The organism is Actinacidiphila guanduensis (assembly GCF_900103985.1).
GTDB lineage: Bacteria > Actinomycetota > Actinomycetes > Streptomycetales > Streptomycetaceae > Actinacidiphila > Actinacidiphila guanduensis.
This window is the reverse complement of the sequence record NZ_FNIE01000006.1, coordinates 293,854-316,604: the sequence shown is the minus strand read 5'-3', so window position 1 is coordinate 316,604 and position 22,751 is coordinate 293,854. Positions and strand designations below refer to the sequence as shown.

General features: G+C 74.9%; 20 protein-coding genes. 12 read left to right on the top strand and 8 right to left on the bottom strand.

The window, feature by feature from the left end:
- Nucleotides 1-83 precede the first annotated feature (83 nt).
- Entirely contained in the window at nt 84-803 is a 720-nt protein-coding gene (locus BLR33_RS15555; protein ID WP_245771424.1) for a GntR family transcriptional regulator, read from the top strand.
- A 117-nt stretch (nt 804-920) separates the two neighbouring features.
- Here BLR33_RS15555 and BLR33_RS15550 read toward each other — a convergent pair whose 3' ends face one another.
- Together BLR33_RS15550 and BLR33_RS15545 are read right to left on the bottom strand one after the other, a co-directional pair.
- Nucleotides 921-2,051: a hypothetical protein gene (locus BLR33_RS15550; protein WP_143031697.1), complete on the bottom strand. Its 1,131-nt coding sequence runs from the start codon at nt 2,049-2,051 to the stop codon at nt 921-923.
- A gap of 227 nt (nt 2,052-2,278) precedes the next feature.
- A complete protein-coding gene (locus BLR33_RS15545; protein ID WP_093785039.1) occupies nt 2,279-3,502 on the bottom strand; it encodes a lanthionine synthetase LanC family protein in 1,224 nt (407 codons plus the stop codon).
- 187 nt (nt 3,503-3,689) lie between these two features.
- Between BLR33_RS15545 and BLR33_RS15540 the strand changes: the two genes are divergently transcribed.
- On the top strand, nt 3,690-4,223 hold the full coding sequence (locus tag BLR33_RS15540) for a hypothetical protein (protein ID WP_143031696.1): 534 nt from the start codon (nt 3,690-3,692) through the stop codon (nt 4,221-4,223).
- A 94-nt stretch (nt 4,224-4,317) separates the two neighbouring features.
- Entirely contained in the window at nt 4,318-4,944 is a 627-nt protein-coding gene (locus BLR33_RS15535) for a LysE family transporter (RefSeq protein WP_093785037.1), read from the top strand.
- Between the two features lie 137 nt (nt 4,945-5,081).
- Here the strand turns inward: BLR33_RS15535 and BLR33_RS15530 are convergent, their stop codons facing one another.
- Both BLR33_RS15530 and BLR33_RS15525 read right to left on the bottom strand, forming a co-directional pair.
- A complete protein-coding gene (locus tag BLR33_RS15530; protein WP_093785036.1) occupies nt 5,082-5,351 on the bottom strand; it encodes a DUF4031 domain-containing protein in 270 nt (89 codons plus the stop codon).
- Entirely contained in the window at nt 5,348-5,716 is a 369-nt protein-coding gene (locus BLR33_RS15525) for a hypothetical protein (protein WP_093785035.1), read from the bottom strand. The genes BLR33_RS15530 and BLR33_RS15525 overlap by 4 nt, the downstream gene beginning before the upstream one ends.
- A 104-nt stretch (nt 5,717-5,820) precedes the next feature.
- Here BLR33_RS15525 and BLR33_RS15520 point away from each other — a divergent pair, with 104 nt between their 5' ends.
- Nucleotides 5,821-6,792, top strand: a complete 972-nt coding sequence (locus tag BLR33_RS15520) for a MurR/RpiR family transcriptional regulator (protein WP_407639683.1) — start codon at nt 5,821-5,823, stop codon at nt 6,790-6,792.
- Nucleotides 6,793-6,880: 88 nt separating this feature from the next.
- Nucleotides 6,881-7,813: an N-acetylmuramic acid 6-phosphate etherase gene (gene murQ, locus BLR33_RS15515; RefSeq protein ID WP_093785033.1), complete on the top strand. Its 933-nt coding sequence runs from the start codon at nt 6,881-6,883 to the stop codon at nt 7,811-7,813.
- A gap of 55 nt (nt 7,814-7,868) precedes the next feature.
- Here murQ and BLR33_RS15510 read toward each other — a convergent pair whose 3' ends face one another.
- The gene (locus BLR33_RS15510) at nt 7,869-8,360 is read right to left on the bottom strand and encodes a glutathione peroxidase (protein WP_093785032.1); all 492 of its coding nucleotides are present in this window, start codon (nt 8,358-8,360) and stop codon (nt 7,869-7,871) included.
- A gap of 91 nt (nt 8,361-8,451) precedes the next feature.
- Between BLR33_RS15510 and BLR33_RS15505 the strand changes: the two genes are divergently transcribed.
- Nucleotides 8,452-9,141 carry an HD domain-containing protein gene (locus BLR33_RS15505; RefSeq protein WP_093785208.1) on the top strand — a complete coding sequence of 230 codons (690 nt, stop codon included), beginning with the start codon at nt 8,452-8,454 and terminating at the stop codon, nt 9,139-9,141.
- 78 nt (nt 9,142-9,219) lie between these two features.
- Nucleotides 9,220-9,924, top strand: a complete 705-nt coding sequence (locus BLR33_RS15500; protein ID WP_093785031.1) for a copper homeostasis protein CutC — start codon at nt 9,220-9,222, stop codon at nt 9,922-9,924.
- A 168-nt stretch (nt 9,925-10,092) separates the two neighbouring features.
- Here the strand turns inward: BLR33_RS15500 and BLR33_RS15495 are convergent, their stop codons facing one another.
- The gene (locus BLR33_RS15495) at nt 10,093-12,069 is read right to left on the bottom strand and encodes a HelD family protein (RefSeq protein ID WP_093785207.1); all 1,977 of its coding nucleotides are present in this window, start codon (nt 12,067-12,069) and stop codon (nt 10,093-10,095) included.
- Nucleotides 12,070-13,073: 1,004 nt separating this feature from the next.
- Here BLR33_RS15495 and BLR33_RS35220 point away from each other — a divergent pair.
- Both BLR33_RS35220 and BLR33_RS15490 read left to right on the top strand, forming a co-directional pair.
- Entirely contained in the window at nt 13,074-13,235 is a 162-nt protein-coding gene (locus tag BLR33_RS35220) for a hypothetical protein (protein ID WP_176930277.1), read from the top strand.
- Between the two features lie 590 nt (nt 13,236-13,825).
- Nucleotides 13,826-14,284, top strand: a complete 459-nt coding sequence (locus tag BLR33_RS15490) for a hypothetical protein (protein ID WP_093785030.1) — start codon at nt 13,826-13,828, stop codon at nt 14,282-14,284.
- A 130-nt stretch (nt 14,285-14,414) separates the two neighbouring features.
- Here the strand turns inward: BLR33_RS15490 and BLR33_RS15485 are convergent, their stop codons facing one another.
- Nucleotides 14,415-16,043: a DNA repair helicase XPB gene (locus tag BLR33_RS15485; protein ID WP_093785029.1), complete on the bottom strand. Its 1,629-nt coding sequence runs from the start codon at nt 16,041-16,043 to the stop codon at nt 14,415-14,417.
- Nucleotides 16,044-16,247: 204 nt separating this feature from the next.
- On the opposite strand from BLR33_RS15485, the gene BLR33_RS15480 reads away from it, so the two are divergent.
- Together BLR33_RS15480 and BLR33_RS36945 are read left to right on the top strand one after the other, a co-directional pair.
- Nucleotides 16,248-17,507 (top strand): LPXTG cell wall anchor domain-containing protein, encoded by a 1,260-nt coding sequence (locus BLR33_RS15480; protein WP_093785028.1) that lies wholly within the window; start codon nt 16,248-16,250, stop codon nt 17,505-17,507.
- Nucleotides 17,508-17,641: 134 nt separating this feature from the next.
- Nucleotides 17,642-18,679 carry a VanZ family protein gene (locus tag BLR33_RS36945; RefSeq protein ID WP_093785027.1) on the top strand — a complete coding sequence of 346 codons (1,038 nt, stop codon included), beginning with the start codon at nt 17,642-17,644 and terminating at the stop codon, nt 18,677-18,679.
- Between the two features lie 106 nt (nt 18,680-18,785).
- Here BLR33_RS36945 and BLR33_RS15470 read toward each other — a convergent pair whose 3' ends face one another.
- Complete coding sequence (locus BLR33_RS15470) at nt 18,786-21,410, bottom strand: helicase C-terminal domain-containing protein (RefSeq protein ID WP_093785026.1); 2,625 nt, start codon at nt 21,408-21,410, stop codon at nt 18,786-18,788.
- A gap of 91 nt (nt 21,411-21,501) precedes the next feature.
- Between BLR33_RS15470 and BLR33_RS15465 the strand changes: the two genes are divergently transcribed.
- On the top strand, nt 21,502-22,473 hold the full coding sequence (locus tag BLR33_RS15465; protein WP_093785025.1) for a hypothetical protein: 972 nt from the start codon (nt 21,502-21,504) through the stop codon (nt 22,471-22,473).
- Nucleotides 22,474-22,751: the final 278 nt, after the last annotated feature.

The following is a 22,751-nucleotide window of genomic DNA, read 5'->3' as shown; positions in this document are numbered from 1 at the left end:
GATAGGGTGCGGGTGTGGTGACGGGGTCGGAAGCGGACGCGGTGGCTGGAGCGGGTGCCGGAGCGGGGGCTCTGTACCGGCGGGTGGCCGCCGATCTCCGCGAGGCGATCGCGGCGGGGGAGTACGGCTCGGGCGGGCGGCTCCCCGCGGAGCAGGCGCTCGCCGCGCACTACGGCGTCTCGCGCGGGACGATACGGCAGGCGCTGGCCGCCCTGCGGGCCAACGGGCTGGTGACCTCGCGGCGCGGCACCCGGCGGGTGGTCCTCGGTACGACCCGGGTGCAGAGCTTCTCGGAGCTGGTCAGCTTCACGAGCTGGGCGCGCTCGCTCGGCGAGGAGCCGGGCGGGCGGGTGGACCGCATCGAGCGGCGCCCGGCCACCGCGTACGAGCGCGAGCAGTTGCGGCTGCCGGCGGACGGCGAGGTGATCCTCGTCCTGCGGGCCCGTACGCTGTCGGGTCAGCCGGTGATGGTCGAACGGTCCGTGTACCCCTTGTGGGTGGGCGAGTTGGTGGCCCGCATCCCTGCCGACGCGGTCTCCCACACCGAGCCGCTGCAGGAGCAGGGCGTCGTCTTCGCCGACGCGGACCACACGATCGACCTCGCGGCGGCGGACGCGGACGACGCGCGGCTCCTCGGCTGCGACCTGGCGGCGCCGCTCCTGCGGGAGCGCCGCCGCTCGACCGACCCTTCCGGCGCGCCCCTCGAATGCTCCGAGGACCGCTACATGCCGGGCACGGTCGCCTTCACGGTCCACAACTCCCTCGCAGGCTCCGCCCTGACCCGCCGCCAAGCGGCGCCGTGAAGCGGGGTTCCGCGTGAAGCGGCACGGGGGCGGCTTCTCGCCGTAGGGGTTCCTGTTTCGTCGCCGACAGCTCCCCGGTGGCCGGCAACGGCGGGAAGCCCCTACGGCGGGGAGCCGTTACCCCCCGAGCCAGAGGTCGCGGTTGCCGGCCAGGAGGACGCGGGCGTCGGGCAGGGTGACCGCGGCGGTGGGCGGGTTCTCGCCGCAGCCGAGGCTCACGCGGGCCCAGCCCGTGGTCGTGCCGTTGCCGCGCCAGAGCGAGGAGCAGTACACCGTACGGGAGTTCGGCGAAGCCTTGTGCTGCGGGGCCGACCCGACGAGCAGCGGCCTGTCCTTCGCGTCCACGGTCGCCGCCTCGATCACGCCGTCCCCCATCGCGGGAGCGTCCACCCGGGTCCAGTGCGTACCGTCACTGCTGGCCAGAACGAGCGGCAGGGAATCGTAGAACGCCCCCTTCGCCGCGTAACCGCCGAACGCGAACCAGTGCCCCGAAGCGTAGAGCAGCGCGTGCACCTGGGTGCCCGGCGGCATCCCGCCGAGTTGCCCGGACGTCCAGTGCGTACCGCCGTCCGCACTGTGCCAGAACGGCAACGTGCCGGCGTTGCCGTGGAAGTCGTACGCATTGCTCGCGGCTCCGCCGAAGCCGACGACGTCGTTACCGTGCGCGGCCAACTCGCTCAGCGGCGTGCTCGGTTGCACTCCGCCGACCGGCGGCAGCGGAACCCTCCGCAGGGTCGTCCCGCCATCGTCGGAGGCGAACAGGTAAGGCGTCTCGACCTGTTGCCGCGTCTCGCTGCCACCGATGAGCAGGCGCGAGCCCACCCGTACGGCCGTGTTGACGGTGGCGTCGTCCGCGGTCTCCTGCTCGGGGTGGTCGTTGAACGTCAACGGCAGCTCGGCTCGGGGGTGTTGCTTGCCGTTCTCGGTCATGAGGGTGACGCTGCGGCCCACTCCGAGCAGCGAGCCGTCCGTCCAGGGCACGACCACGTCCCCGGGCAGTCCGCCGCCGAGCCACCCGTGCCGCATCGAGTACGGCACGTCCGCCTCGCCGGAATCCTCGGGCTCGGGGGTGATCGTGAGCTTCGTACAGCTCTTGCCCGAGGCCCAGTTGACGTTCACGTACGCGTACCCGTTGGCGTAGGTCCCCTCCCCGAGCGCGCACGCCCCGTACGGCACGAGCTGCCGCAGCCCCTCCCCGGGCGCCACGTACCCCTTGTCGCCGGGCCCCGTCACGGACGGATAGTCCACGCCCCCCGCGTACTTCGTGAACCCGAACCGTCCACTCTCGTCCTTGCTGCCGCCCTGCCCCTTCCCCCCGCTGCCACAGCCCGCCAGGAGCAGACCCACCAGCCCGACCGCAACCCCGAACTTCCCCCCAGGCACTCGCATCCCCCCAACCTATCCCCGCCGCTGCATCGGAGGCAGGGAATCCCCGACCGGGCGGCGGGGTGGGAGAGGACGGGAGCCGGCCCGGCTCAGAGCGGGGCGGGCTGATCCGGCCAGGGGACCGCGTAGGCGGTGGTGCGGGTGTAGCGGAGCAGTTCGCGAACAATGCCGGCGTTGCCCATGGCCCAGCCGGTGGCGGGCTCCAACTCGGGCGGCACCGCGCGGTGCTCCGTGTTGGACCAGCGGACACCCGTGGCGTCGCGCGTCGCGCGGGCGAGCAGATCGGTGACGAGGACATCCGCGAAGTGCAGGTCGCCGCCCTGCTCCTCGTGGCGGTCGAGGGCGAGGGCCAGGACGCCCGCGGTACCGCAGCAGCGCCCGTTGTTGTCCCAGAAACCCGGGCGGAGCCGCTGCGGCAGCCCCGAAGCGGTGACCGTGCGCCAGCAGCGTTCGGTCAACTCCGCCCAGACGGCGGCCTCTTGCGGGGGAGCGGTGGACCGCAGCAGCCGGAAGACCTGGGCGTCGCCGGCGGGGCCGTTGCACCAGCCGTAGCTGTGGCGCTCCACGAGGTCCGGCTGGTCCTGGGGGTCGGAGTGCGGGACGAGAAGGCCGTCGGGGCCGGCTTCGTTGCGGGCGAGGACATCGGCGGCGCCTGCTTCGGCGAGGGCGCGCATGTCGGTTCGGCCGGTGGCGTGGGCGACGGCGGCGAGGGCGCCGACGACGCCGAGGGTGCCGTGGGAGAGGTGGTGGAGGCGGGCGGGTCGACCGGTCCGGGTCTCCCAGGTCACCCCGTGCGGTGTGGACTCAGCGCTGCGGACGAAGGGTTCGACCGCGCGGACGGCCAACTCGGCGTCCCCGTCGGCGAGTGCGGCGAGGGCGATGCCCGCGTTGCCGCCGAGCAGGTCGAGTTGCGGGCCCCAGCTCTCCCCGTCGAACCGCTGCCGGACGAGGTCCCAGGCGCGGTCGGCGGCGCGGCCGGATTCGCCGTCGCCGAGGACGCGGTCAACGGCCCTGAGGGCGAAGGCGATTCCGGCGAGGCCGAAGTAGAGCGAGCTGTACTCCCAGCCGTCGTGGACCGCCCGGCGCAGGCCGAGGGCGCCGCGCCGGGCCACTTCGGCGTACCGCTCGTCACCGAAGTGCGCGTAGCCCTCCAGGAAGGCGATCACGATTCCGGCGCCGCCGTTGTAGAGCATCGGGTTGACCTCGACCTCGCTGGGCCGCGTCCCCCACACCAGCTCCCCGTCGTCGCCGGCCCGTCCCGTGGACGCGAGCCACTCCAGCCCGCCCCGAGCCGCTTCTTCCGCCGCCGCCATCCCCCACCTCGCCCTCCCCGGCCACCGGCCCGGCGGCCGACCGAGCACCCAGGTTTCCGCAGCCCTGGCTTGTCCCTAGCTTGTACGGTCGCGCCGTGCGTGCAAAGGGGCCCTGGGATACCCCGGGGGCGGTACGGCGCGGGAAGCCGCCACCGGGCCGGGGGCGGCGCACAACCTCGTCGGGCAGATGGGAGCCGTGGGGGCGATGGAGTTCTTCGTGCGGGACGGGGCCGCCGTGGGCGGGCGGTTGACGTACGCCGAGGAGGATCACGGCTTCCGCTTCGAGGCGGGGAGCCGGGAGGAGTTGGCCGGGCGGTTGGGGGACCGGGGGGTGACGAGCGTGGTGCTCGACACGCTGCAACTGGAGGTGGACATCGCGTCCGGCGACGTGCTGTTCGCGTGGGGGTACTTTCCGCTGGAGGCCGCGGAGACGGGGGAGTTGGTGGTGCCCGAGGCCCGGGAGGGGCGGGTGCGGGTGGTGGACGAGGAGCCGTTCGAGCCCGGGGTCTCGGTCGGGGTGCCGGGGGAGCGGTGGCGGACGTCGTACGACCGTACGACCGGCGTGGTCGCCGTACGGCTGCGGGAGGCCGCAGACGCCGTGTTCGTGCGGATCGCGGACGGGGTGGTGCTCGGGGTGGACGGGGCGGAGCTGGTCGCCGTGTGGCTGGGGGAGGAAAACCGGTTGGCCCGGGGAGTGGGGGGCGGGACGATCCGGGGATGACTTCGATGGGTGGGTGCCGGGGGACGGGCTGGTCGGGTGCGGCGGGGCGGGGCGTGCGGCAGCAGGGGGGCCGGGCGGGGGTGAGGCGCCGGACGTGAGCGGCGGGGTCGTCGCGGGCCTGGTCGCCGGGTACGGGATCGCCGTGCCCGTCGGGGCCGTCGGGACGTATCTCGTGGGGCTCGCCGCCCGGACCTCGTGGCGGGTGGGGGCCTGCGCCGCCCTCGGGGTGGCCAGCGCGGACGGCGTGTACGCGCTGCTCGCCGTCGGCGGCGGCTCCGCGCTCGCACCGCTCATCGAGCCGCTGGCACGCCCGCTGCAGGCGCTCTCGGCGGTGGTGCTGCTCGCGCTCGCGGCACTCGGGGCCGTACGGGCGGTCACCGCGTACCGCAGGCGGCAGGGCCCCGGCGCCGCCCGGGGCGACGCGGTGCGGCCCGTACGGGCCTACTTCGGGCTCCTCGGCGTCACGCTCATGAACCCCGTCACGGTGCTGTACTTCGCCGCTCTCGTCCTCGGCGGCCAGGGCACCACCACCGCCACCCCCTGGGACAAGGCGGGCTTCGTCGCCGCCGCCTTCGCCGCCTCCGCGAGCTGGCAACTTCTCCTCGCCGCCGGCGGCACCCTCCTCGCCCGCACCCTCACCACCCCCACCGCCCGCCTGACGACGGCCCTGGTCTCCAGCGCGGTGATCGCCGCCCTCGCCCTGCACCTGGCCGCGGGCTGAGGCCGAGCACCGGCCCGCACGCCGCTGTCCCGGCGCCATGGCCGGGTGCTCCGGGTGCCCCGTGGGCGGTGCGCCGGGCCCGGAGGCGCCCGCGTGGTGCCTCGCGGCCAAGGCGCCCCGGAGGCCGGCGGCAGCGGTCAGGGCGCCGGGGTGTACTTGCGGCGGCGCAGGCCCGCGGCGGTCAGGCGGTGGACGATGTCCTTCGACGTCGTCTCGACCGCGCCCAGGCGGACCGCTTCGGCGTAGCGGTGGGAGGGGATGTCGTAGTGGTCGCGCTCGAAGGCGCGGGCAGGGGCGCCGAGGCGGGCCGCGAAGGCGTGGAGCTCGGCGTAGGAGGTGTCGCTGACCAGGTGGGACCAGAAGCGGCCGTGGCCGGGCCAGGTGGGCGGGTCGATGTAGACGGTCATCGGGCCGGACCGTACTGCGTGGGGCCGCCCTCCAGCGAGCCCACCGCGGCGACCGGGACGCCGCGGGCCTCGCACACCCAGTGCGGGTCCTCGCCGAGTTCGGGCTCGACCGCCAGCGCGTGCGGCTCCTCGCACAGCGGGCAGAGCGGCCACCGGCCGTACGTCTCCATCAGCGCGTCCTGCACGTCCTGCGCCAGCAGGCCCGGGACAAAAGCGGCCCCCTCCTGCCACTGCTCCAGCCACCAGCGGCGCCGGCTCAGCGCGTCCTCCACCAGCGAGACGATCTCCGGGCCCGCAACATCCCGCGCGGTGAGGTCGGCGAGGATGCGGGCGCGGGCGGTGTGCAGCACGGTTTCGGAAGTCACGGTTCCATTGTGTGACGAGGGCCGGCGGAACCGTCGCCCCCCCCCGTCGTCCACAGCCGCGGCACCCTTGACTGCCACCAGGGGCTGAAAATAGATTTCACAAGGTGACCTACAGCGTGAAGGAAACTTTCTCGCCGAGCGTCCGTGCCCTCCGTGGCGCGCCCGGCCCACCCGCTCCTCCCGTCGCGCCCCCCGACCCGGGGGCCCTCGCCGCCAAGGTCCGCACCCTCGCGCCCTCGATGACGCGCTCCATGCAGCGCGTCGCGGAAGCCGTCGCGGGCGACCCGGCCGGCTGCTCGCACCTGACCGTCACCGCCCTCGCCGTCCACACCGGCACCAGCGAGGCCACCGTGGTGCGCACCGCGCGCCTGCTCGGCTACCCCGGCTACCGCGACCTGCGGCTCGCCCTCGCGGCGCTGGCCGCCCAGCAGGCCACCGGCGCCGCCCCCGCCGTCACCGCCGACATCGCCGTCGACGACCCGCTCGGCGACGTCGTCACCAAGCTGGCGATGGAGGAGCAGCAGACGCTCGCCGACACCGCCTCCCAACTCGACACCGTCCAACTGGAGGCGGCCGTCTCGGCGTTGTCCGGCGCCCGGAGGACCGACGTCTACGGGATCGCCGCCTCCGGACTCGTCGGCCAGGACCTCGCCCAGAAGCTGCTGCGTATCGGGCTGATCGCCCACGCCCACACCGACCCGCACCTGGCCGTCACCAACGCCGTCCAACTCAGGTCCGGCGACGTGGCGTTGGCCATCACCCACTCCGGCACCACGCACGACGTCATCGAGCCGCTGCGGGCCGCCTTCGAGCGCGGCGCCACTACCATCGCCATCACCGGCCGCGCCGACAGCCCCGTCACCCAGTACGCCGACCTCGTACTGACCACCGCGTGCTCCCGCGAGAGCGAGCTGCGGCCGGCTGCCATGTCCAGTCGCACCGGCCAACTCCTCGTCGTGGACTGCCTGTTCATAGGCGTGGCGCAGCGCACGTACGACGACGCGGCACCCGCGCTGTCCGCCTCCTACGAAGCCCTCGCGCACCGCCACACGCCGCGGGCCGCCCGGCAGGCATGAGTCCGCGGGCCCGGGTCCAGGGGAAGGCCCGTGCCCGTCCATCCCCCCACACCGCACCGACCACGCGCAAAGGATGAACGAGCCGCACATGACCGACCAGTACACCGATCTCCGCCGCGAGTTGGAGACGCTCACGACGGAGGCGTTCCGGCCGGACCTCGCCGAGATCGACCGGCTGCCCACGCTGGACATCGCGCGGATCATGAACGGGGAGGACCTGACCGTGCCGGCCGCCGTGGCCGGCCAACTGCCCGCCATCGCGGCGGCGATCGACGGCATCGCCGAGCGGATGGGCCGTGGGGGACGGCTGGTCTATGCGGGCGCGGGGACCGCGGGGCGGCTCGGCGTGCTCGACGCGAGCGAGTGCCCGCCGACGTTCAACACCACGCCCGGGCGGGAGGTCGTCGGCGTCATCGCGGGCGGCCCCGAGGCGATGGTGACCTCGATCGAGGGCGCCGAGGACAGCCGGGAGCTGGCGGCCGCCGACCTCGAAGGGCTGGGCGTCGGCCCGGACGACTCGGTGGTCGGGATCTCGGCCTCCGGCCGCACCCCGTACGCGGTGGGGGCCGTGCAGTACGCCCGCGGCCGGGGCGCGTTGACCGTCGGCCTGTCCTGCAACGCCGGTTCGCCGCTGGCGGCGGCGGCCGACCACGGCATCGAGGTCGTCGTCGGACCCGAACTCGTCGCCGGCTCCACCCGGTTGAAGTCCGGCACCGCGCAGAAGCTGGTGCTGAACATGCTCTCGACGATCACCATGATCCGGCTCGGCAAGACCTACGGGAACCTGATGGTGGACGTGCGGGCGTCCAACGAGAAGCTGCGGGCCCGCTCCCGCCGGATCGTGGCGCTGGCGACCGGCGCGCCGGACGCGGCGATCGAGGACGCCCTGACGGCGACGGACGGCGAGGTCAAGCCCGCGATCCTCACCCTGCTCGCCGAGGTGGACGCCTCCACGGCCACGCGCCTGCTCGCCGCCTCCGGCGGCCACCTGCGTGCGGCCCTGGAGTCCGCCCACCCGTAAGCCCACTCGTGCGCCCACCGGCGCGACGGCCGGGACCGGGCGGTGGCGGCCCTGCTCAGGCGAGCAGCGCCTCCACCGCCGCACGGACCTCGGGCGCGTCCGGGGTGGTCCGGGGGCGGAACCGGGCCACCACCTTGCCGGAGCCGTCGACCAGGAACTTCTCGAAGTTCCACTGGACGTCGCCGGCCTCGCCGTCGGCGTCCGGGTGCCCGGTCAGCTCGCCGTACACCGGGTGCCGCTCCGGGCCGTTGACGTCGATCTTCGCGGCCATCGGGAAGGTCACGCCGTAGGTCGCCGAGCAGAACTCGGCGATCTCCTCCGACGTGCCCGGCTCCTGGCCGCCGAACTGGTTGCAGGGGAAGCCGATCACGGTGAAGCCGCGGCCGGACAGCTCCTCGTGGAGCGCTTCCAGCGCGGTGTACTGGGGGGTGAGCCCGCAGCGGCTCGCCACGTTGACGACCAGCGCGGGCCTGCCGCCGGTCAGCTCGCCGAAGGTGGTCCGGTCGCCGGCCAGGGTGGTCACGGGGGTTGCGTTGAGATCGCTCATACCCCCATCATGCGGCAGCGTCCTCGTGCCGCGGTGGCGCCCCCTCGGGTCGCCGTCACCCCGGCCGGGGACATGGCGCACAATGATCCGCATGCCTGAGAGCCGAGCTGCAGCTCATCCCCGGTACGAAGCCCTCCTCGCCGAGTGGTGCGAGCTGCTGCGGCGCTGCCAGGAGGCGACCGCCCCGCACGGCGGCCCGGCCGAGCTGCCCGACCCCGCGCCCTACGGCCGCGACCTGCTGGAGCGGTGGGCCGAACCGCAGCGGCGCTACCACACGCTGGACCACCTGGTGACAGTGCTGGCCCGGACCACGGAGCTGACCGTGTACGCGCACGACCCGGACACCGTGGCGCTGGCCGCGTGGTTCCACGACGCGGTCTACCGGCCCGACCGCAGCGAGAACGAGGAGCGCAGCGCGGCCCTGGCGGTGCGGGCGCTGACCGAGGCCGGGGTGGGCCAGGACCGCGCCGCCGAGGTGGCCCGGCTGGTGCGGCTGACCGTCGACCACGACCCGGCCGACGGCGACGCGGACGGCGAGGTGCTCTGCGACGCGGACCTGGCGGTGCTGGCCGGGGACCCCGCGCAGTACGCCGCCTACGCGGCCGCCGTCCGCGAGGAGTTCGCCTTCGTGCCCGACGACGCCTTCCGGGCCGGCCGCAGCGACATCCTGCGCCGGCTGCTGGACCTGCCGCGGCTCTTCCGCACCGATTACGGCCGCGACCAGTGGGAAGGCGTCGCCCACCGGAACATCGCCACGGAGCTGGAGCTGCTGGAGGCGTGAGCGCCGCACGGGGCGTGCGGTGCATGGGGTGTGCAGGGGTATCGCGCGAGGAGGGCCGTCTGTGGCACCCTTGCTCATATGTCTAGACCAATCTTCGAGGTGATCGCCCTCGGCCCCGAGGACGCCGTCGCGGCCCAGAGCGGCGGCGCCGACCGCCTCGAACTGGTCACCGACATGGCGGCCGACGGGCTGACCCCCTCGCGCGAGGTCTTCGGCCGCATCCGGGCCGCGGTGGACCTGCCGCTGCGGGTCATGCTGCGGCTGTCCGACGGCTTCGGCGCCGGGGACGCCCGGGAGTTGGACGCGCTCTGCGAGGCGGCCCAACTGCTGCGCCGCGAAGGGGCCGAGGAGTTCGTGCTCGGCTTCCTCGACTCGACCGGGCGGGCCGACCTGGACGCGGTGTACGCGGTGGTGGACGTCATCGAGGGCTGCGCGTGGACCTTCCACCGGGCCATCGACCGCGCCTCCGACCGCGACGCGGTCCGCCTCCAACTCGCCGGGCTGCCGGGCCTGGACACCTTCCTGACCGCGGGCTCGCCCGACGGTGTGGACACCGGCCTGCCCGTCCTGTGCGAGGAGGCCGCGCGCCTGGGCGAGCCCGGCTACGAGCCGCGGCTGCTCGTCGGCGGCGGCCTCCACCTGCACCATGTCCCCGCGCTGCGCGCGGCCGGCCTGGACGCCTTCCACGTCGGCGGAGCGGTCCGCTCCGCGGGCTGGGAGGGCCCCGTGGACCCCGAGGCGGTCCGCGCCTGGCGCGAGGCGCTGGACTCGCCGCTGCCGTAACCCGTCGCTGCCGCACGGCAGTTCGGCTGCCGGCCGCCGTACCGAGCGCGGCCGGCCACAGGCCGGTGGGGGGATCTGATGGGCCCGAAAGTATAGGTCTGTACCAAAGCCGTCAATGGTTGTTTCGCACAACCCGGCGACGCGCCCCCGCGAGGCGTACTCCCCGGCTCACCCGGCGAGTTCGGCCGGCAGCGGGGCGCTGTGGAGGACCGTGAGGCCGGAGACCGCCCGGGTCAGGGCGACGTAGAGGCGGCGCAGTCCGGTACGGGCGTCCGGCTCGGCGGCCACGATCGCGGCCGGCTCGTCCAGCACCACGTAGTCGTACTCGAGTCCCTTGGCCAGCGAGGCCGGTACGAGGGTGAGCCGGGCGTCGGCGGAGGTCTCCTCGCCGGGCGCGAGGTGGGCGAGCCCGGCCGCGGTGAGGGCCGCGGCCAGTTCCGGCACCCGCGGATCGGCCGCGATCAGGCCGATGGATCCCTCGTTCCCCAGCGACTCGCGGCAGGCGGCGACCACCGCCTCGTCCAGCTCCTCGGCTGCCACCGGCCGTACGAACAGCGCGCCGGGCGACTCCCGGACGGAGGTCGCGGGCGCCAAGTCCGGTGCGATGGAGGGCAGCAGACGCGAGGCGTACGCGATCACCTCGCGCGGCACACGGAAGCCGCGCGTCAACTCCTCGATCCGCGCCTCCGGTTTGCCGAGGTGGGACAGCGCCTCGGCCCACGTCGCCGTCGCCCAGGGCGTCGTCCCCTGCGCGAGGTCGCCGAGGATCGTCGCCGAACCCGTCGAGCAGCGGCGCCCGACCGCCCGGTACTGCATCGGCGAGAGGTCCTGTGCCTCGTCCAGCACGACATGGCCCAGCGACCCCGTCCGCTGCACCAGGTCCTGTGCCTCGTCCACCAGCACCGCGTCCGCCGCGGACCACTTGGCCGAGGCGAGGCCCCGCGCGGGCTTGGCCCACAGGATCTCCCGCTGCTCCTCGGGCGACAGCAGCCCTTGCGCGCAAGAGGTCATGAACTCCGGCTCGGAGAGCAGCCGCAGCACCAGCTTCGCCGGATCGACCGGCGGCCAGCACTCCTTGACCGCGGCCTTCACCGCCGCGTTGCGCGCCACCGCGTCCTGCACGCGGTCGTCGGGCGCCTCGCCGGCCTGCTCCATCCGCACCAGCACCGCGTGCGCGATCCGCTGCGGCAGCGCCTCGCGCGCGGCCCCGTAGCGGATGTCGCGGTCGGCCATCTCCCGGACGATCTCCTCCAGTTCGTACGCCGGCACCCGCCAGCGCCGCGAGCCGCGCACCACCACGACGGGCTCCTTCGGCATGCGGATCCCCGAGCGGACCGCCCGCCGCAGCACCTGCGCCATCCGCGCGTCGCCCTTGATCCGCGCGGCCTGCGCCGAATCGGTGCCGCGGATCGGGACATGGGCCACCAGGTCGTCCACGGTTGCCTGCTTGACGTGCAACTCGCCGAGCGCGGGCAGCACTTGCTCGATGTACTGCAGGAAGGAGGCGTTCGGCCCGATGACGAGGGTGCCGGTGCGGGCCAGCCGCTCGCGGTGCGCGTAGAGCAGATAGGCCACCCGGTGCAGGCCGACGGCCGTCTTCCCGGTGCCCGGCGCCCCTTGCACGCACACCGAGCCCGACACGTCCGCGCGGACGATCTCGTCCTGCTCGGGCTGGATCGTGGCCACGATGTCGCGCATGGGGCCGACGCGCGGCCGCTCGATCTCCGCCTGCAGCAGCTTGCTCGAGGTGTCGGCCTCGGCGGCGTCGGACAGGTGCTCGTCCTCGTACGCGGTCAACTCGCCACCGGTGTAGCCGAACCGGCGGCGCAGCCGCACGTCCATCGGCTCGGCCCGCGAGGCGCGGTAGAAGGGCTGCGAGACCGGCGCGCGCCAGTCGATGACCATCGGGTCGCCGACCGCGTCGTGCACGTGCCGCCGCCCGATGTAGAAGCTCTCGCCCGCGGCGCCCTCGGCGAGATCGCCACCGGGCGCGTGCAGGTAGTCCAGCCGCCCGAAGAACAGCGGGGTCCCCGCGAGGTCGGCGAGCGCTTTGATCCGGGCCTCGATCTCACCGGCGAGGATCTTGGCGTTCACCCAGTTCCCGGTGACGTCGCTGATGTCGAGGGCTTCGACGTCGTGCCGCATGGCTTTGAGCGCGGCACGCGAGGCGGCAAGGTGCGCCCGCTCCCGCTCCAGGGGCCCGGGGGCGGGGGTGCCTTGCGGGGGCCGGGCGGGGCTGTCGGTGTCAGGGGTGCCTTGTCGGGGCCGGGTGGAGGTGCCGGTCGTGCCCGCCGCGGCCGCTCGGGGCTGAGTGGAGGTGTCGGTGGGCGCTTCGAGCGGCTCGACGTGCGGTGCGACGTGCGGTTCTACGGTTGGCTCGGTGAACGGTTTTCGGGCGTGCGAGGGCACGGCGAAGCCTCCGGCTGATACGTGGGGCGCACCGAGGGTGCGCGCGGCGGTGTCACGAAGGGGCCGGCCGGTTTCCGTCCGGGCGGCGGCTCTCCCAGGGCGCGATTCACGGCCGGGAGGCGGCAGACGCGCGAGTTTACGCGCCGGCCCGCGAGGGTTCCAATCGTTTTCCGCGGAGGTCCACGGTGGGCGTGCGGCCGGGGACCCTATTCGCTTGGGGGCGAGGCGGAGCCGCCATGGGCAGCCGGGGTGCCGTGGAGGCGCGCCCAGCCCGCCGACCGGCCTGAGGCCGGGGACGGACGGGTCGGGGCAGACGGTTCACCGAGTGGCGCGGGGAACGGCGCGGGAGGAGGCCACCGTCCTTGCGACGGCGAAGGTCCCCGTGGGGCAGGTGGTTGGCCGAGGGGGCGGGGAAGTGCGCGCTCAGCCATGGACCGGCCTGCGGCCGGGGACGGACGGGTCGGGGCAGACGGTTCGCCAAGGGGCGCGGGAAACTGCGCGAGCAAGCACCGACTGACCTGCGGCCGGGGCGGACCGGCTGGGGCAGACGGGACCCGAGGGCCCCGGGGAGCGCCCACGGTCCCCGAACCGTGCAACCCCGCGGGGACCCGTAGGGGCCACAAGGGCTACCCCGAGATGACCCTCAGGGTCCCACCTCACCCCCTAGTCGTACACGCAGCGTGAAAAAAGTCAGCCCCGAGCCCGACGTCCGAGCGGCAGCGATTACGTACCGTGGAGACATGGCCTCCACGACACTCACCCCCGCACCCGCCCCCAACGGCGGCACGGCCATCGGGCCGCACCCTCGCCACCTGATCGGCAACGCCCTGCGCGCCGCCCGCGTCTACCTGAAGACGGCCGTCGAAGTGGTCATACTCGGCGCGGACGCGAAGCGCTTCTGAGCCGCACGGGCCCGCCGACTCCTGCCTGTCCCAAGCAGGACGCAGCCCCGTCCGCCGACGCAGCCCGCCCGCGTCCGCCCCAGAGCCACGACACCGCCCCATGGCCCTGACCACCCCCGCGCCGCCCGCACAGAGGGAAGTCGCCCAGCCGCATGGCGCCGACGCGCTGCCGAACGGCGATGACGGTCCTCCGCGGCGGCCGCCGGGAGGTTCACCGGACAGACCGGGGTACCGCAGCAGCTCCGCGACGGCTGACCGCAGCCGAGGTACGGCTGCACGGAGGGATGCCGCCCGGTCGAACGGCGCCGACGCGCTGCCGAACGGCGATGGCGGTCCTCCGCGGCGGCCGCGGAGAGGTTCACCGGACAGACCGGGGGTACCGCAGCGGCTCTGCGACGCCCACTGGAGTTCAGGGACAGCCGCGAGGCAGCCCCGCCCAACCTGCCGAACCCCGCAGCGGCCCGCTCGGGGGCAAGCCGCGAGGCAGCTCGCCCTGCCTCGTAGCCGCCCCGGGATGAGCCCCTGAGCGCCCTCGGAATGAGTACGTCCGCTCATGCGGGAGGGCCCGTGCGCGGGGTGCCATGGGGAGCATGACGACATCCCCGGGCGGGCACGGTTACGGCTCCGACGTCCCGGAGGGCGGCCGCCCCCACCCGCAGGAGCGGCAGGAGGAGCAGGCGCGGCCGTGGCCGTATGCCGTGCATCTGGTGCCGGGCAGGGTGCCCCATCCGGACCAGGACCGTCGTGCCTATGTCGCGCCGCTGGTGGCCACCGTGTTCGGGGTACCGCTGATGCTCGTGGACGGCCTGATCGTCATGTTCTCCCCGATGGCGACGGACTCGTGCTCTGCCGGCGGCTGCCACGCGCTCTACACGGCACTGACCATCGGCCCCTGCCTGCTGGCAGCAGCCGTGCTCGCCCTGATCGGCGCCTGGCAGATCTCCCACCGCCTGCGCCACCGCCTGCTGCGCACGGCGCTGTCCGCGGCGGCACCCTTGCTCGCCCTGTCCGCCCTGCTGCTCTACCTCCATCTCCCCGCGGCGAGCTGAGCCGCACGCCGCCCACCCCGGCGCTCCCGCCCGGCCCGGGGCGCTATCGACGCCGGCGTGCGCCCCGGCTCGCCCAGCCGGGGGGCGGCCGCCGGGGCGGGCTGGCCCGTCGGTGCTCCGTGAGGCGCGCTTACAGGTCGCTGGCGTCCATGATCCGGTAGGCGTAGCCCTGCTCGGCGAGGAACCGCTGGCGGTGAGCGGCGAAGTCCTGGTCGATGGTGTCGCGGGCGACCACGGAGTAGAAGCGGGCCTCGTGCCCGTCGGCCTTCGGGCGCAGCACCCGGCCCAGCCGCTGGGCCTCCTCCTGGCGGGAGCCGAAGGTGCCGGAGACCTGGATCGCCACGGTGGCCTCGGGCAGGTCGATGGAGAAGTTCGCCACCTTGGAGACCACCAGGACGGAGATCTCGCCGTTGCGGAAGGCGTCGAAGAGCTTCTCGCGCTGGGCGTTGGTCGTCTCGCCCTTGATCACGGGCGCGCCCAGGTGCTCGCCCAGCTCGTCGAGCTGGTCGATGTACTGCCCGATGACCAGCGTCTGCTGCCCCTTGTGCTTGGCCACCAGCGCCTCGGTGACCTGCCGCTTGGTCGCGGTGGTGGCGCAGTAGCGGTACTTCTCCTCGGGCTCGGCGGTGGCGTAGGCGAGCCGCTCGGAGTCGGTGAGGTTCACCCGGACCTCGACGCAGTCGGCCGGCGCGATGTAGCCCTGGGCCTCGATCTCCTTCCAGGGCGCGTCGAAGCGCTTGGGGCCGATCAGCGAGAAGACGTCCGACTCGCGGCCGTCCTCGCGCACCAGCGTGGCGGTCAGCCCGAGCCGGCGGCGGGCCTGCAGGTCCGCGGTGAACTTGAAGACCGGCGCCGGCAGCAGGTGCACCTCGTCGTAGACGATCAGGCCCCAGTCCCGGGAGTCGAACAGCTCCAGGTGGGGGTAGATGCCCTTCCGCTTGGTGGTCAGCACCTGGTAGGTGGCGATGGTGACCGGGCGGATCTCCTTCTTCGTGCCGCTGTACTCGCCCACCTCGTCCTCGGTGAGCGAGGTGCGCCGGACCAGCTCGTGCTTCCACTGCCGGGCCGAGACGGTGTTGGTGACCAGGATCAGCGTGGTGGCCTTCGCCTCGGCCATCGCGCCCGCGCCGACCAGCGTCTTGCCCGCGCCGCACGGCAGCACGACGACGCCGGAGCCGCCGTGCCAGAAGTTCTCCACGGCCTGCTGCTGGTACGGGCGCAGCTGCCAGTCCTCCTGGCGCAGGTCGATGGGGTGGGCCTCGCCGTCCACGTAGCCGGCATAGTCCTCGGCGGGCCAGCCCAGCTTCAGCAGCACCTGCTTGATCTGGCCGCGCTCGGAAGGGTGCACGCTGACGGTGTCCTCGTCGATCCGCGCCCCCACCAGCGGCTGGATGCGCTTGGAGCGCAGCACCTCCTCCAGCACCGGGCGGTCGGTCGTGGTGAGCACCAGCCCGTGCGCGGGGTCCTTGGCCAGCCGCAGCCGCCCGTAGCGGTCCATCGTCTCGGCGACGTCCACCAGCAGGGCGTGCGGCACCGGGTACCGCGAGTACTGCACCAGCGCGTCGACGACCTGCTCGGCGTCGTGCCCGGCCGCCCGCGCGTTCCAGAGCCCCAGCGGCGTCACCCGGTACGTGTGGATGTGCTCGGGTGCGCGCTCCAGCTCGGCGAACGGGGCGATCGCCCGCCGGCAGGCGTCGGCGAGCTCGTGGTCGACCTCGAGGAGGAGCGTCTTGTCGCTCTGGACGATCAGGCACGACATATGGCCTCCGGCGGAAGGGGAGTGTGTGCGGGGAACATGCAACTGTACTGCGGCCCCGGTCCGGCACGGCCGGCCCGACGGCGCCGAGGCCCCTGAGCAGGGGGCGGGGCCGCCGGGTGCGGGTGCGCAGCCGTTGGGGGGAATCTGGGCCGAGGACGGCCGGTCATAAAGGATGATCAGTCGTATTTGATGTTTTCTGCCCCCATGAATCAGCAGACGCATCCCCCCACCGAGCCGCGCCGGCGGGGGCCGTTCCGAGCCGTCGCGGCATCCACCGCGGTCGCCGGGGCGGCAGTGATGGCCGCGGCCGGCCTGCTGCTCCCCGGCTCACCCGCGGGAGCCGCAACGGACGACGGCCAGCCGTCCTCCGCCCTCGGCCTCTCCTCGTCCGCCCACGACTCCGCCCACACCTCTGGCCACGGCACCGGCCAGTCCCTGTTCGGTGCCGCCCCGCAGCACGCCCTCGACGTCAACGCCCTGGTCTCCCAGCAGCTCGCCGCCATCGGCTTCGGCCCGAAGGGAACGGACGCCCAGGGGTCCGCCCAGCAGGAGGGTTCCCAGCAGAACGGTTCCCAGCAGTCCGACTCCCAGCAGTCCGCTGAGGACGGCTCCCAGGACTCCGGTGCCACCAAGGCCGGCGCCGAGGACGGCGCTGCCCACGGCGGTGGCTCGGGCAGCCACGGCTCCGGCGACGGCGGCTCCTCGTACGGGGGCACCACCGCCCCCGGTTACGGTGGTGCCCCCGAGACCACCCCGCCCACCACCCCGCCCACCACGCCGCCCACCACGACGGCACCCGGCTACGGGCACGGCTCCGGCGGCAGCTCGGACGGCGGCTCGCACGGGTCGGGGAGCAAGCCCACCGCGGACTCAGGCTGGCCCAACGGCAGCCAGTGGCCCAACGGCAGCGACTGGCCGAGCGAGGAGCCGAGCGGGCACCCGCAGCCCAGCGACACCAGCTGCCCGCCCTCCACCCCGCCGACCACGCCCCCCACCACCCCGCCGACGACCCCGCCGACCACTCCGCCGGGTCACGGCCACCACCCGGGCCATGGTCACCACCCCGGCCACGGCCACCACCCGACGCCTCCCCCCACGTCCCCGCCGACCACGCCCCCCACTACCCCGCCGACGACCCCGCCGACCACTCCGCCGGGTCACGGCCACCACCCGGGTCACGGTCACCACCCCGGCCATGGGCACCACCCGGGTCACGGGCACCACCCGACCACGCCTCCCACCAAGCCTCCGACGACTCCGCCCACCACTCCGCCCAGCACGCCTCCGACCACCCCGTCCCACCACCCCTCGCACCACCCGAGCACTCCCCCCTCCACCCCGCCGAGCCTCCCGCACACCGGAGCCTCGGAGCAGGTGGAGTGGGCTGCGGCCGCAGCCGTGGCCGTGCTCGGCGCGGGCGGTGCGCTCGTGCTGTTCACCCGCAGGCGCGGCAGCCACAGCTGACGCCCAGCCCCACAGCGCCCGGCAGCAGCCGGCAGTGCTGACAAACGGCGGCCGCCGTACGTCCGTTCGCGGCGTACGGCGGCCGCCGCCGGGTACACGTCCGAGACAACGGCACCTACCCGGAGGGCGGTTCGATGGCCCGGCAACGCACCCCCACCGCTGCGACGGCCGCATCCGACAAGAGCCCCGCCACATCCACGACCACCGAGGGCTCCTCGCGTCGGTGGCTCTGGGGCCGCGCGGAGGCCGCCCCGCCGGCCAAGGGCCCCGCCTCCCGGAGGAGTTCGGTCCGGACGACCAAGTCCGCGAAGGCCGCCCAGCGCAAGAGTCCAGCGAAGGCCCCGGCGAAAGCCCCGACGAAGGCTTCTGCCAAGGCTCCCGCGACGGCGGGCGCGCCCGCGGCCTCGTCCTGGCGGTGGCCCTGGCAACGCGAGGCGCCCACCGCCGCGCAGGCGACGAAGGGCACCACGAGGAGCGCGAAGGACCCGGCGAAGAAGACGGCGAAGCCCGCCGCAAAGAAGCCCGTGAGCCCCGCGCGCAAGGGCACCCCCAAGACCTCAGCCACGAAGGCATTGACCACCAGGGGCGCCCGCAAGCCCGCACCGGCACCCGCGCCCACCGCCCCCGCCGACGCGCCCCCGCGGCGCCCGCTCCTCCAGCGCCGCTCGCTCGGGTCCGTCCTGGCGCGCACGCTCGTGCTCGGGGTGGCCCTCGTCGGGATGGTGGCCTTCGCTGTCGCGCTGGCAAAGGTGACCCTCGTGCCCTCGCCCTCCTCCGACGCGCTCGTGCACACCAACCTGCGGCCGGGAGCGTCGATCCGGGCCTACGTCGAACAGCCCGAAGTCCGCGACTCCGTGAAGCAGATCGGCGGCAATGTCCTGCTCGGCGTGCCCTTCGGCATCCTGCTGCCCGCGCTCTTCCCGCGCAGCCGCGGCCTGCTGCGGGTGAGCCTGCTGACCGCCCTGGTCATGGTGATGGTCGAGACCGCGCAGGGCTTCTTCGTCGAGGGCCGCGCCTTCGACATCGACGACGTCATCCTCAACACCCTTGGCGCGCTCCTCGGTTACCTGCTGCTCGGCCGCCGCATCGGCCGCGCCCTGCACCCGCGCCGCCACCACTGGTGGCACACCCTCGGCTACGGCACCCCGCCCCCGGAGGACCCGGCCCCCTGAACACGCCCGAGACCAGGGCCTGTTGGCACGAGCGGACCCAACTCCCGTACAGGCGGCCCACCTCCGTGCCGCCGCCTGACGCCCGCCACTGTAACCCCCGTACGGGCTACGCCGGGTCGTCCGCCAGGGCCGACACGCCCGTGATGCGGTGGAGCGCCAGCGTGCGGATCTCGTCGGCCGTGTGGTCGTACGCCGTCACATAGCCGCCCTCCACACGGGTGGGGGTGATGACGCGCTGGGTGGCGCTGCCCTCGGCGTTGACGTAGCCGATCCACAGCGACTCGCCGGCGAGCGTGGCCGCCTGGACGGTGGCCAGCGTGTCGGCTGCCGGGGTACGGGGCAGGCCGCCCTCACGGGGGGAGGGGGCGCGGCGGGCGGCGGTGGCCGCGCGGTCCCCGGCGCGGATGGCCTTGACTGCCGCGCCCAGGAGCGCGTCGTCGGGGGCGGGCGGGCCGTCGACCAAGGGCGCCGGCGCGGTGCGCGGCGGGGTGCGGCGGGCGTCGGGGCGGCTGATCAGCACATCGCCGTCGGCCGACTCGGCCGCAGGCGCCAGGCCCATCGCACGCAGCCGCTCCAGCAGCGTCGACGGATCGGCCTGGGCGGCGAGGACGGTGGGGGCGAGGCGGCGCAGGCCGAGGCCGTTCGCCCGGCGGTCGGCGAGGAGTTCGGTGAGCACGGCGTCGTCGTCGCAGCGCAGGTACGCCGAAGCGGCGCCCACCCGCAGGGTGCCGTGCCGGCGGGCCACGTCGTCGATGAGGTAACTCAGCGGCTGCGGAACGGGGGTGCGCGAGTGCGCGGTCAGGAATGCCTGCAACTCCGATGCGGTGCGCCCCGCGTCCAGCGCCCGCCGTACCGACTCCGGCGTGAAGCGGTAGACCGTCGCCCCGCCCTTGGACTCGATGTCGGCCAGCACGCCCAGCGTTTCGGCGAGCGGCGCGACCAGCGGGCCGGGCGCCACAGCCGTCAGGTCGGCCTGGAGCAGCACATGGTCCAGCGGTTCGGGCAGCAGGGGCGCGAGCGCGGCCGCGGCGGCCCTCGGGTCGCCGGGCACGGTCTCGCCCGAGCGCACCGAACGGTCGTACGCCGCCGCCGAGTTGACGCCCGAGGCGGCGCTCCGGCCGCCGCGTGACCGGCCCTTGCGGCCCGCCACCTCCCCTTCCCCCGTCCCGTCCTGCGGTGCCGGGCGCGGCAGCAGGTGCCGGGCGTGGGCGGCCAGCGCGCCGCGGCCGGTGAAGCCCAGCGCCTCCGCGTCGTGCAGGGTCCAGCGCAGCAGATCCGCGCGCAGGGCGTCGGCACCCGGCCGCAGCGGGCGCTCCCAGCGCAGCCGGGCGAGCAGCGCCTCGGCGTCGGCGGCGGAGCCCTCGGGCAGTTCGGCGAGCAGGGCCAGCACGGTGCGGCGGACCTGCGGGGTCAGCGCCCGGTCCAGGTCGGGGCCGAGCGCGGACAGGGCACGGCCCTTGGCGTCGCGGCTGCCGACGAGGCCGGGGGTGCGGGTGGTGGCCAGCCACGCCGTGGCCAGCGCCGCCCACTGCTCGTGCGCGGGCTGCCCCGACCACACGTCGGCCGCGGGCGTGGGCGCGTACGCCTCGTCCACCTCGCCGTCGGCGGCCACCAGCCCCGCGGCGTAGGCGAGTTCGAGCCAGAACGCGGTCTCGGACTCCGGCAGGTCGAGCGTGGCGGCGGTGCGCTTGAGGTCGCGCACGCTGATCCCGCCGGCCCGCAGCACCGGGGGTCCGCCGGTCTGCCAGGCGGTGAGCAGTTCGGTGACCGTGCGGACCGCGGTGAACGCCTGCCCGGCCGCCGTCAGGTCCACCGTGCGGGCGGTGCGGGCGACCGCGGCCACGGGCGGCGGCGCCGGCTCGGGGAAGCGGTGGGCCCGGCTGCCGCGCAGGGTCAGCGCGGCCTCCCGGGGCAGCACCACATTGTGCGCGCCCGCGGGCAGCAGCAGCCCGCGCGCCAGCAGCCACTGCACGGGCGTGGCGGCCGCGGCGGCCCGCACCGGCTCGGTCGCGTCGCGCACCTCGCCGTACGGCGGGCCCCACACCAGGCGCTCCAGCACCGCCCGCGCGCCCTCGGGCGCCTCCGCGAGCAGGGCACGCAGCCGCACCGGGTCCTGGAACAGGCCGGTCAGCGCGCCGATCGCGCTCACCGAGTCGTGCGTGGCGGCGAGCCCGGCGTCCACGACGATCTCCTGCAGCCGCGAGGGCGACATCCCCGCGGTCGCCTCGCCCACCGACGGGCCGAGCCCGGTCCCCGAACCGGCGGCCGGTGTCGGCCCCAGCACGTCCCGGGCCGTGCGCACCAGCCGCAGCCGCTCCTCGCCGCCCCAGAGCACTCCGCAGTCCCGCAGCGTCGCCACGGCCCGCGGCAGCGCCTGCGTGACGGCCCGCGCGAGCGCGGGGTCCAGCGGCTCGGCGAACCCGTCGGAGGTGCCGGGGCTCTCGCCGGGTTCCTCGGCGGCCGGCTCGCCCGTCATCAGGACCAGCAGCGTCCCGTAGTCGCAAGGGTCCGGGGCCACCGCCAGGGTCTCGGCGACCTGCCGCGGGAAGGCCGGCAGGTGGTCGAGCGTGCGGAGCACGGATGTGCGGGTCGCGGCGCGGGTGGCGAGCTGGGTGATGTCGTTGGGCACGGGCGTGAGCAGGTCAGGGCGGGCGCGGAGCAGGCGCGCCAGCTCGGTGTCGTCCCGTGCGCGCAGGTCCTCGGCGAGGGTGCGCGGCTCTCCTGTGTCCATCCGTCCCACATTAGCCGCACGGGCCGCGGCCGTACGGGTACGGTCGTCCTCACGGAGCGGAAGGGGACGGGGACGGAAGGGGACCGGGGCCGTGGGCGTCGAGAGTGACCGGCTGGTGTTCGACTACCTCAGCAAGGTAGGCGACCTGGCGCAGACCGCCCTGCCCGCGGCCGAGCGGATGCGGCTGGTGGCCCAGTTGCGGCAGGACATCGAGAGCCAGCGGGGCGAGACCGACAGCCCCGCGGCCGTCGAGCGCATCCTCGGCCGGATCGGCACGCCCGACGCCGTCGTGGAGGCCGCGGCCGGTTCCGGCGGCGGGGCGGGGCGGGCCCGTGACGCGGCCGCCGAGGAGCCGCCGGCCGGCCCGCCGCCCCCCGGCTCCTACGGGCCCCACGCCCGCACCCGCGGCCTGCGCAAGGACACCGCCGACGTACCGCCGCCGCGCGGCGGGCGCGCCGGGCGGGACAGCGACGAGGCGGACTGGTGGGGCACCGGCGGCGGGCTCGGCGGCGGCGTCTTCGGCGACGAGGTGCCTGGGCTGCCCGGTATGACCGGAGGGGTGTTCATCCCCTTCGGCGACGAGGAATTGGGCGACAGTGGGCAGGCCCGCGAACCGCGCGGGAAGGACGAGGCCGAGGCGGAGCCCGTCGCGGAACCGGCGCCCGCCAAGCGGGGCGGGGGCCTGCCGCGCCTCCTGCGGGGGGCCGCGGGGGCCGGGCTGCGCGGCTGGGGCAGCCCCGTGCTGCTGATCTCCGCGGCGCTGCTCGTCGCCGGGGCCGCGATCGGGTCCTTCGTGCCGCTGGGGCTCGGCTGGCTCGGCGCCTACCTGACGCGCGCGCTCAGCCGCACCCAGGCGAAGATCGCCGTCTTCGGGATCCCCGGCGCCGCGGCGGCGGGACTCCTGGTCTGGCTCTGGGGCCGCGATGCGGGCAAGTGGGGGAGCCGGGTGCCCTCCGGGCAGCTCGGGCGGGCGATCCTCGATGGGGTTCCTTTTACGGTGCGTGCGGCGGCGCTCGCCTCGGCGGCGTATCTCCTCCTCCGGGCGCGGCGCCGCGCCGGGTAGGCGGGCGCGGCGCCGCGCGGGGCGGCCGCCCGCCGTCGGGGTTCCTGTCGCGTCGCCGACAGCCGCGCCATCTGGGCTTGTCGCGCAGTTCCCCGCGCCCCTGGGGTACGGGGCTGCCCCGTCCGGTCCGTTCCCGGCCGCAGGCCGGTCGGTGGTTGCTCGCGCAGTTCCCCGCGCCCCTTTCGGGTTCTCGTCTGCCCGACGGGGTTGTCTGCCGTCCTGAGGCCGGTGGCCTCTTCTGGGGGTGCCCCCTCTGGGGGAGCCGTTCCCCGCGCCCC

What these genes read in the sequence shown, in the direction of transcription:
- BLR33_RS15480 (WP_093785028.1), top strand. Translation starts at nt 16,248, where the DNA reads ATGAATCAGCAGACGCATCCCCCCACCGAGCCGCGCCGGCGGGGGCCG.
- BLR33_RS15530 (WP_093785036.1), bottom strand. Translation starts at nt 5,351, where the DNA reads ATGACCGTCTACATCGACCCGCCCACCTGGCCCGGCCACGGCCGCTTC.
- BLR33_RS15505 (WP_093785208.1), top strand. Translation starts at nt 8,452, where the DNA reads ATGCCTGAGAGCCGAGCTGCAGCTCATCCCCGGTACGAAGCCCTCCTC.
- BLR33_RS15540 (WP_143031696.1), top strand. Translation starts at nt 3,690, where the DNA reads ATGGGAGCCGTGGGGGCGATGGAGTTCTTCGTGCGGGACGGGGCCGCC.
- BLR33_RS15490 (WP_093785030.1), top strand. Translation starts at nt 13,826, where the DNA reads ATGACGACATCCCCGGGCGGGCACGGTTACGGCTCCGACGTCCCGGAG.
- BLR33_RS36945 (WP_093785027.1), top strand. Translation starts at nt 17,642, where the DNA reads ATGGCCCGGCAACGCACCCCCACCGCTGCGACGGCCGCATCCGACAAG.
- BLR33_RS15495 (WP_093785207.1), bottom strand. Translation starts at nt 12,069, where the DNA reads ATGCGGCACGACGTCGAAGCCCTCGACATCAGCGACGTCACCGGGAAC.
- BLR33_RS35220 (WP_176930277.1), top strand. Translation starts at nt 13,074, where the DNA reads ATGGCCTCCACGACACTCACCCCCGCACCCGCCCCCAACGGCGGCACG.
- BLR33_RS15470 (WP_093785026.1), bottom strand. Translation starts at nt 21,410, where the DNA reads ATGGACACAGGAGAGCCGCGCACCCTCGCCGAGGACCTGCGCGCACGG.
- murQ (WP_093785033.1), top strand. Translation starts at nt 6,881, where the DNA reads ATGACCGACCAGTACACCGATCTCCGCCGCGAGTTGGAGACGCTCACG.
- BLR33_RS15500 (WP_093785031.1), top strand. Translation starts at nt 9,220, where the DNA reads ATGTCTAGACCAATCTTCGAGGTGATCGCCCTCGGCCCCGAGGACGCC.
- BLR33_RS15485 (WP_093785029.1), bottom strand. Translation starts at nt 16,043, where the DNA reads ATGTCGTGCCTGATCGTCCAGAGCGACAAGACGCTCCTCCTCGAGGTC.
- BLR33_RS15510 (WP_093785032.1), bottom strand. Translation starts at nt 8,360, where the DNA reads ATGAGCGATCTCAACGCAACCCCCGTGACCACCCTGGCCGGCGACCGG.
- BLR33_RS15545 (WP_093785039.1), bottom strand. Translation starts at nt 3,502, where the DNA reads ATGGCGGCGGCGGAAGAAGCGGCTCGGGGCGGGCTGGAGTGGCTCGCG.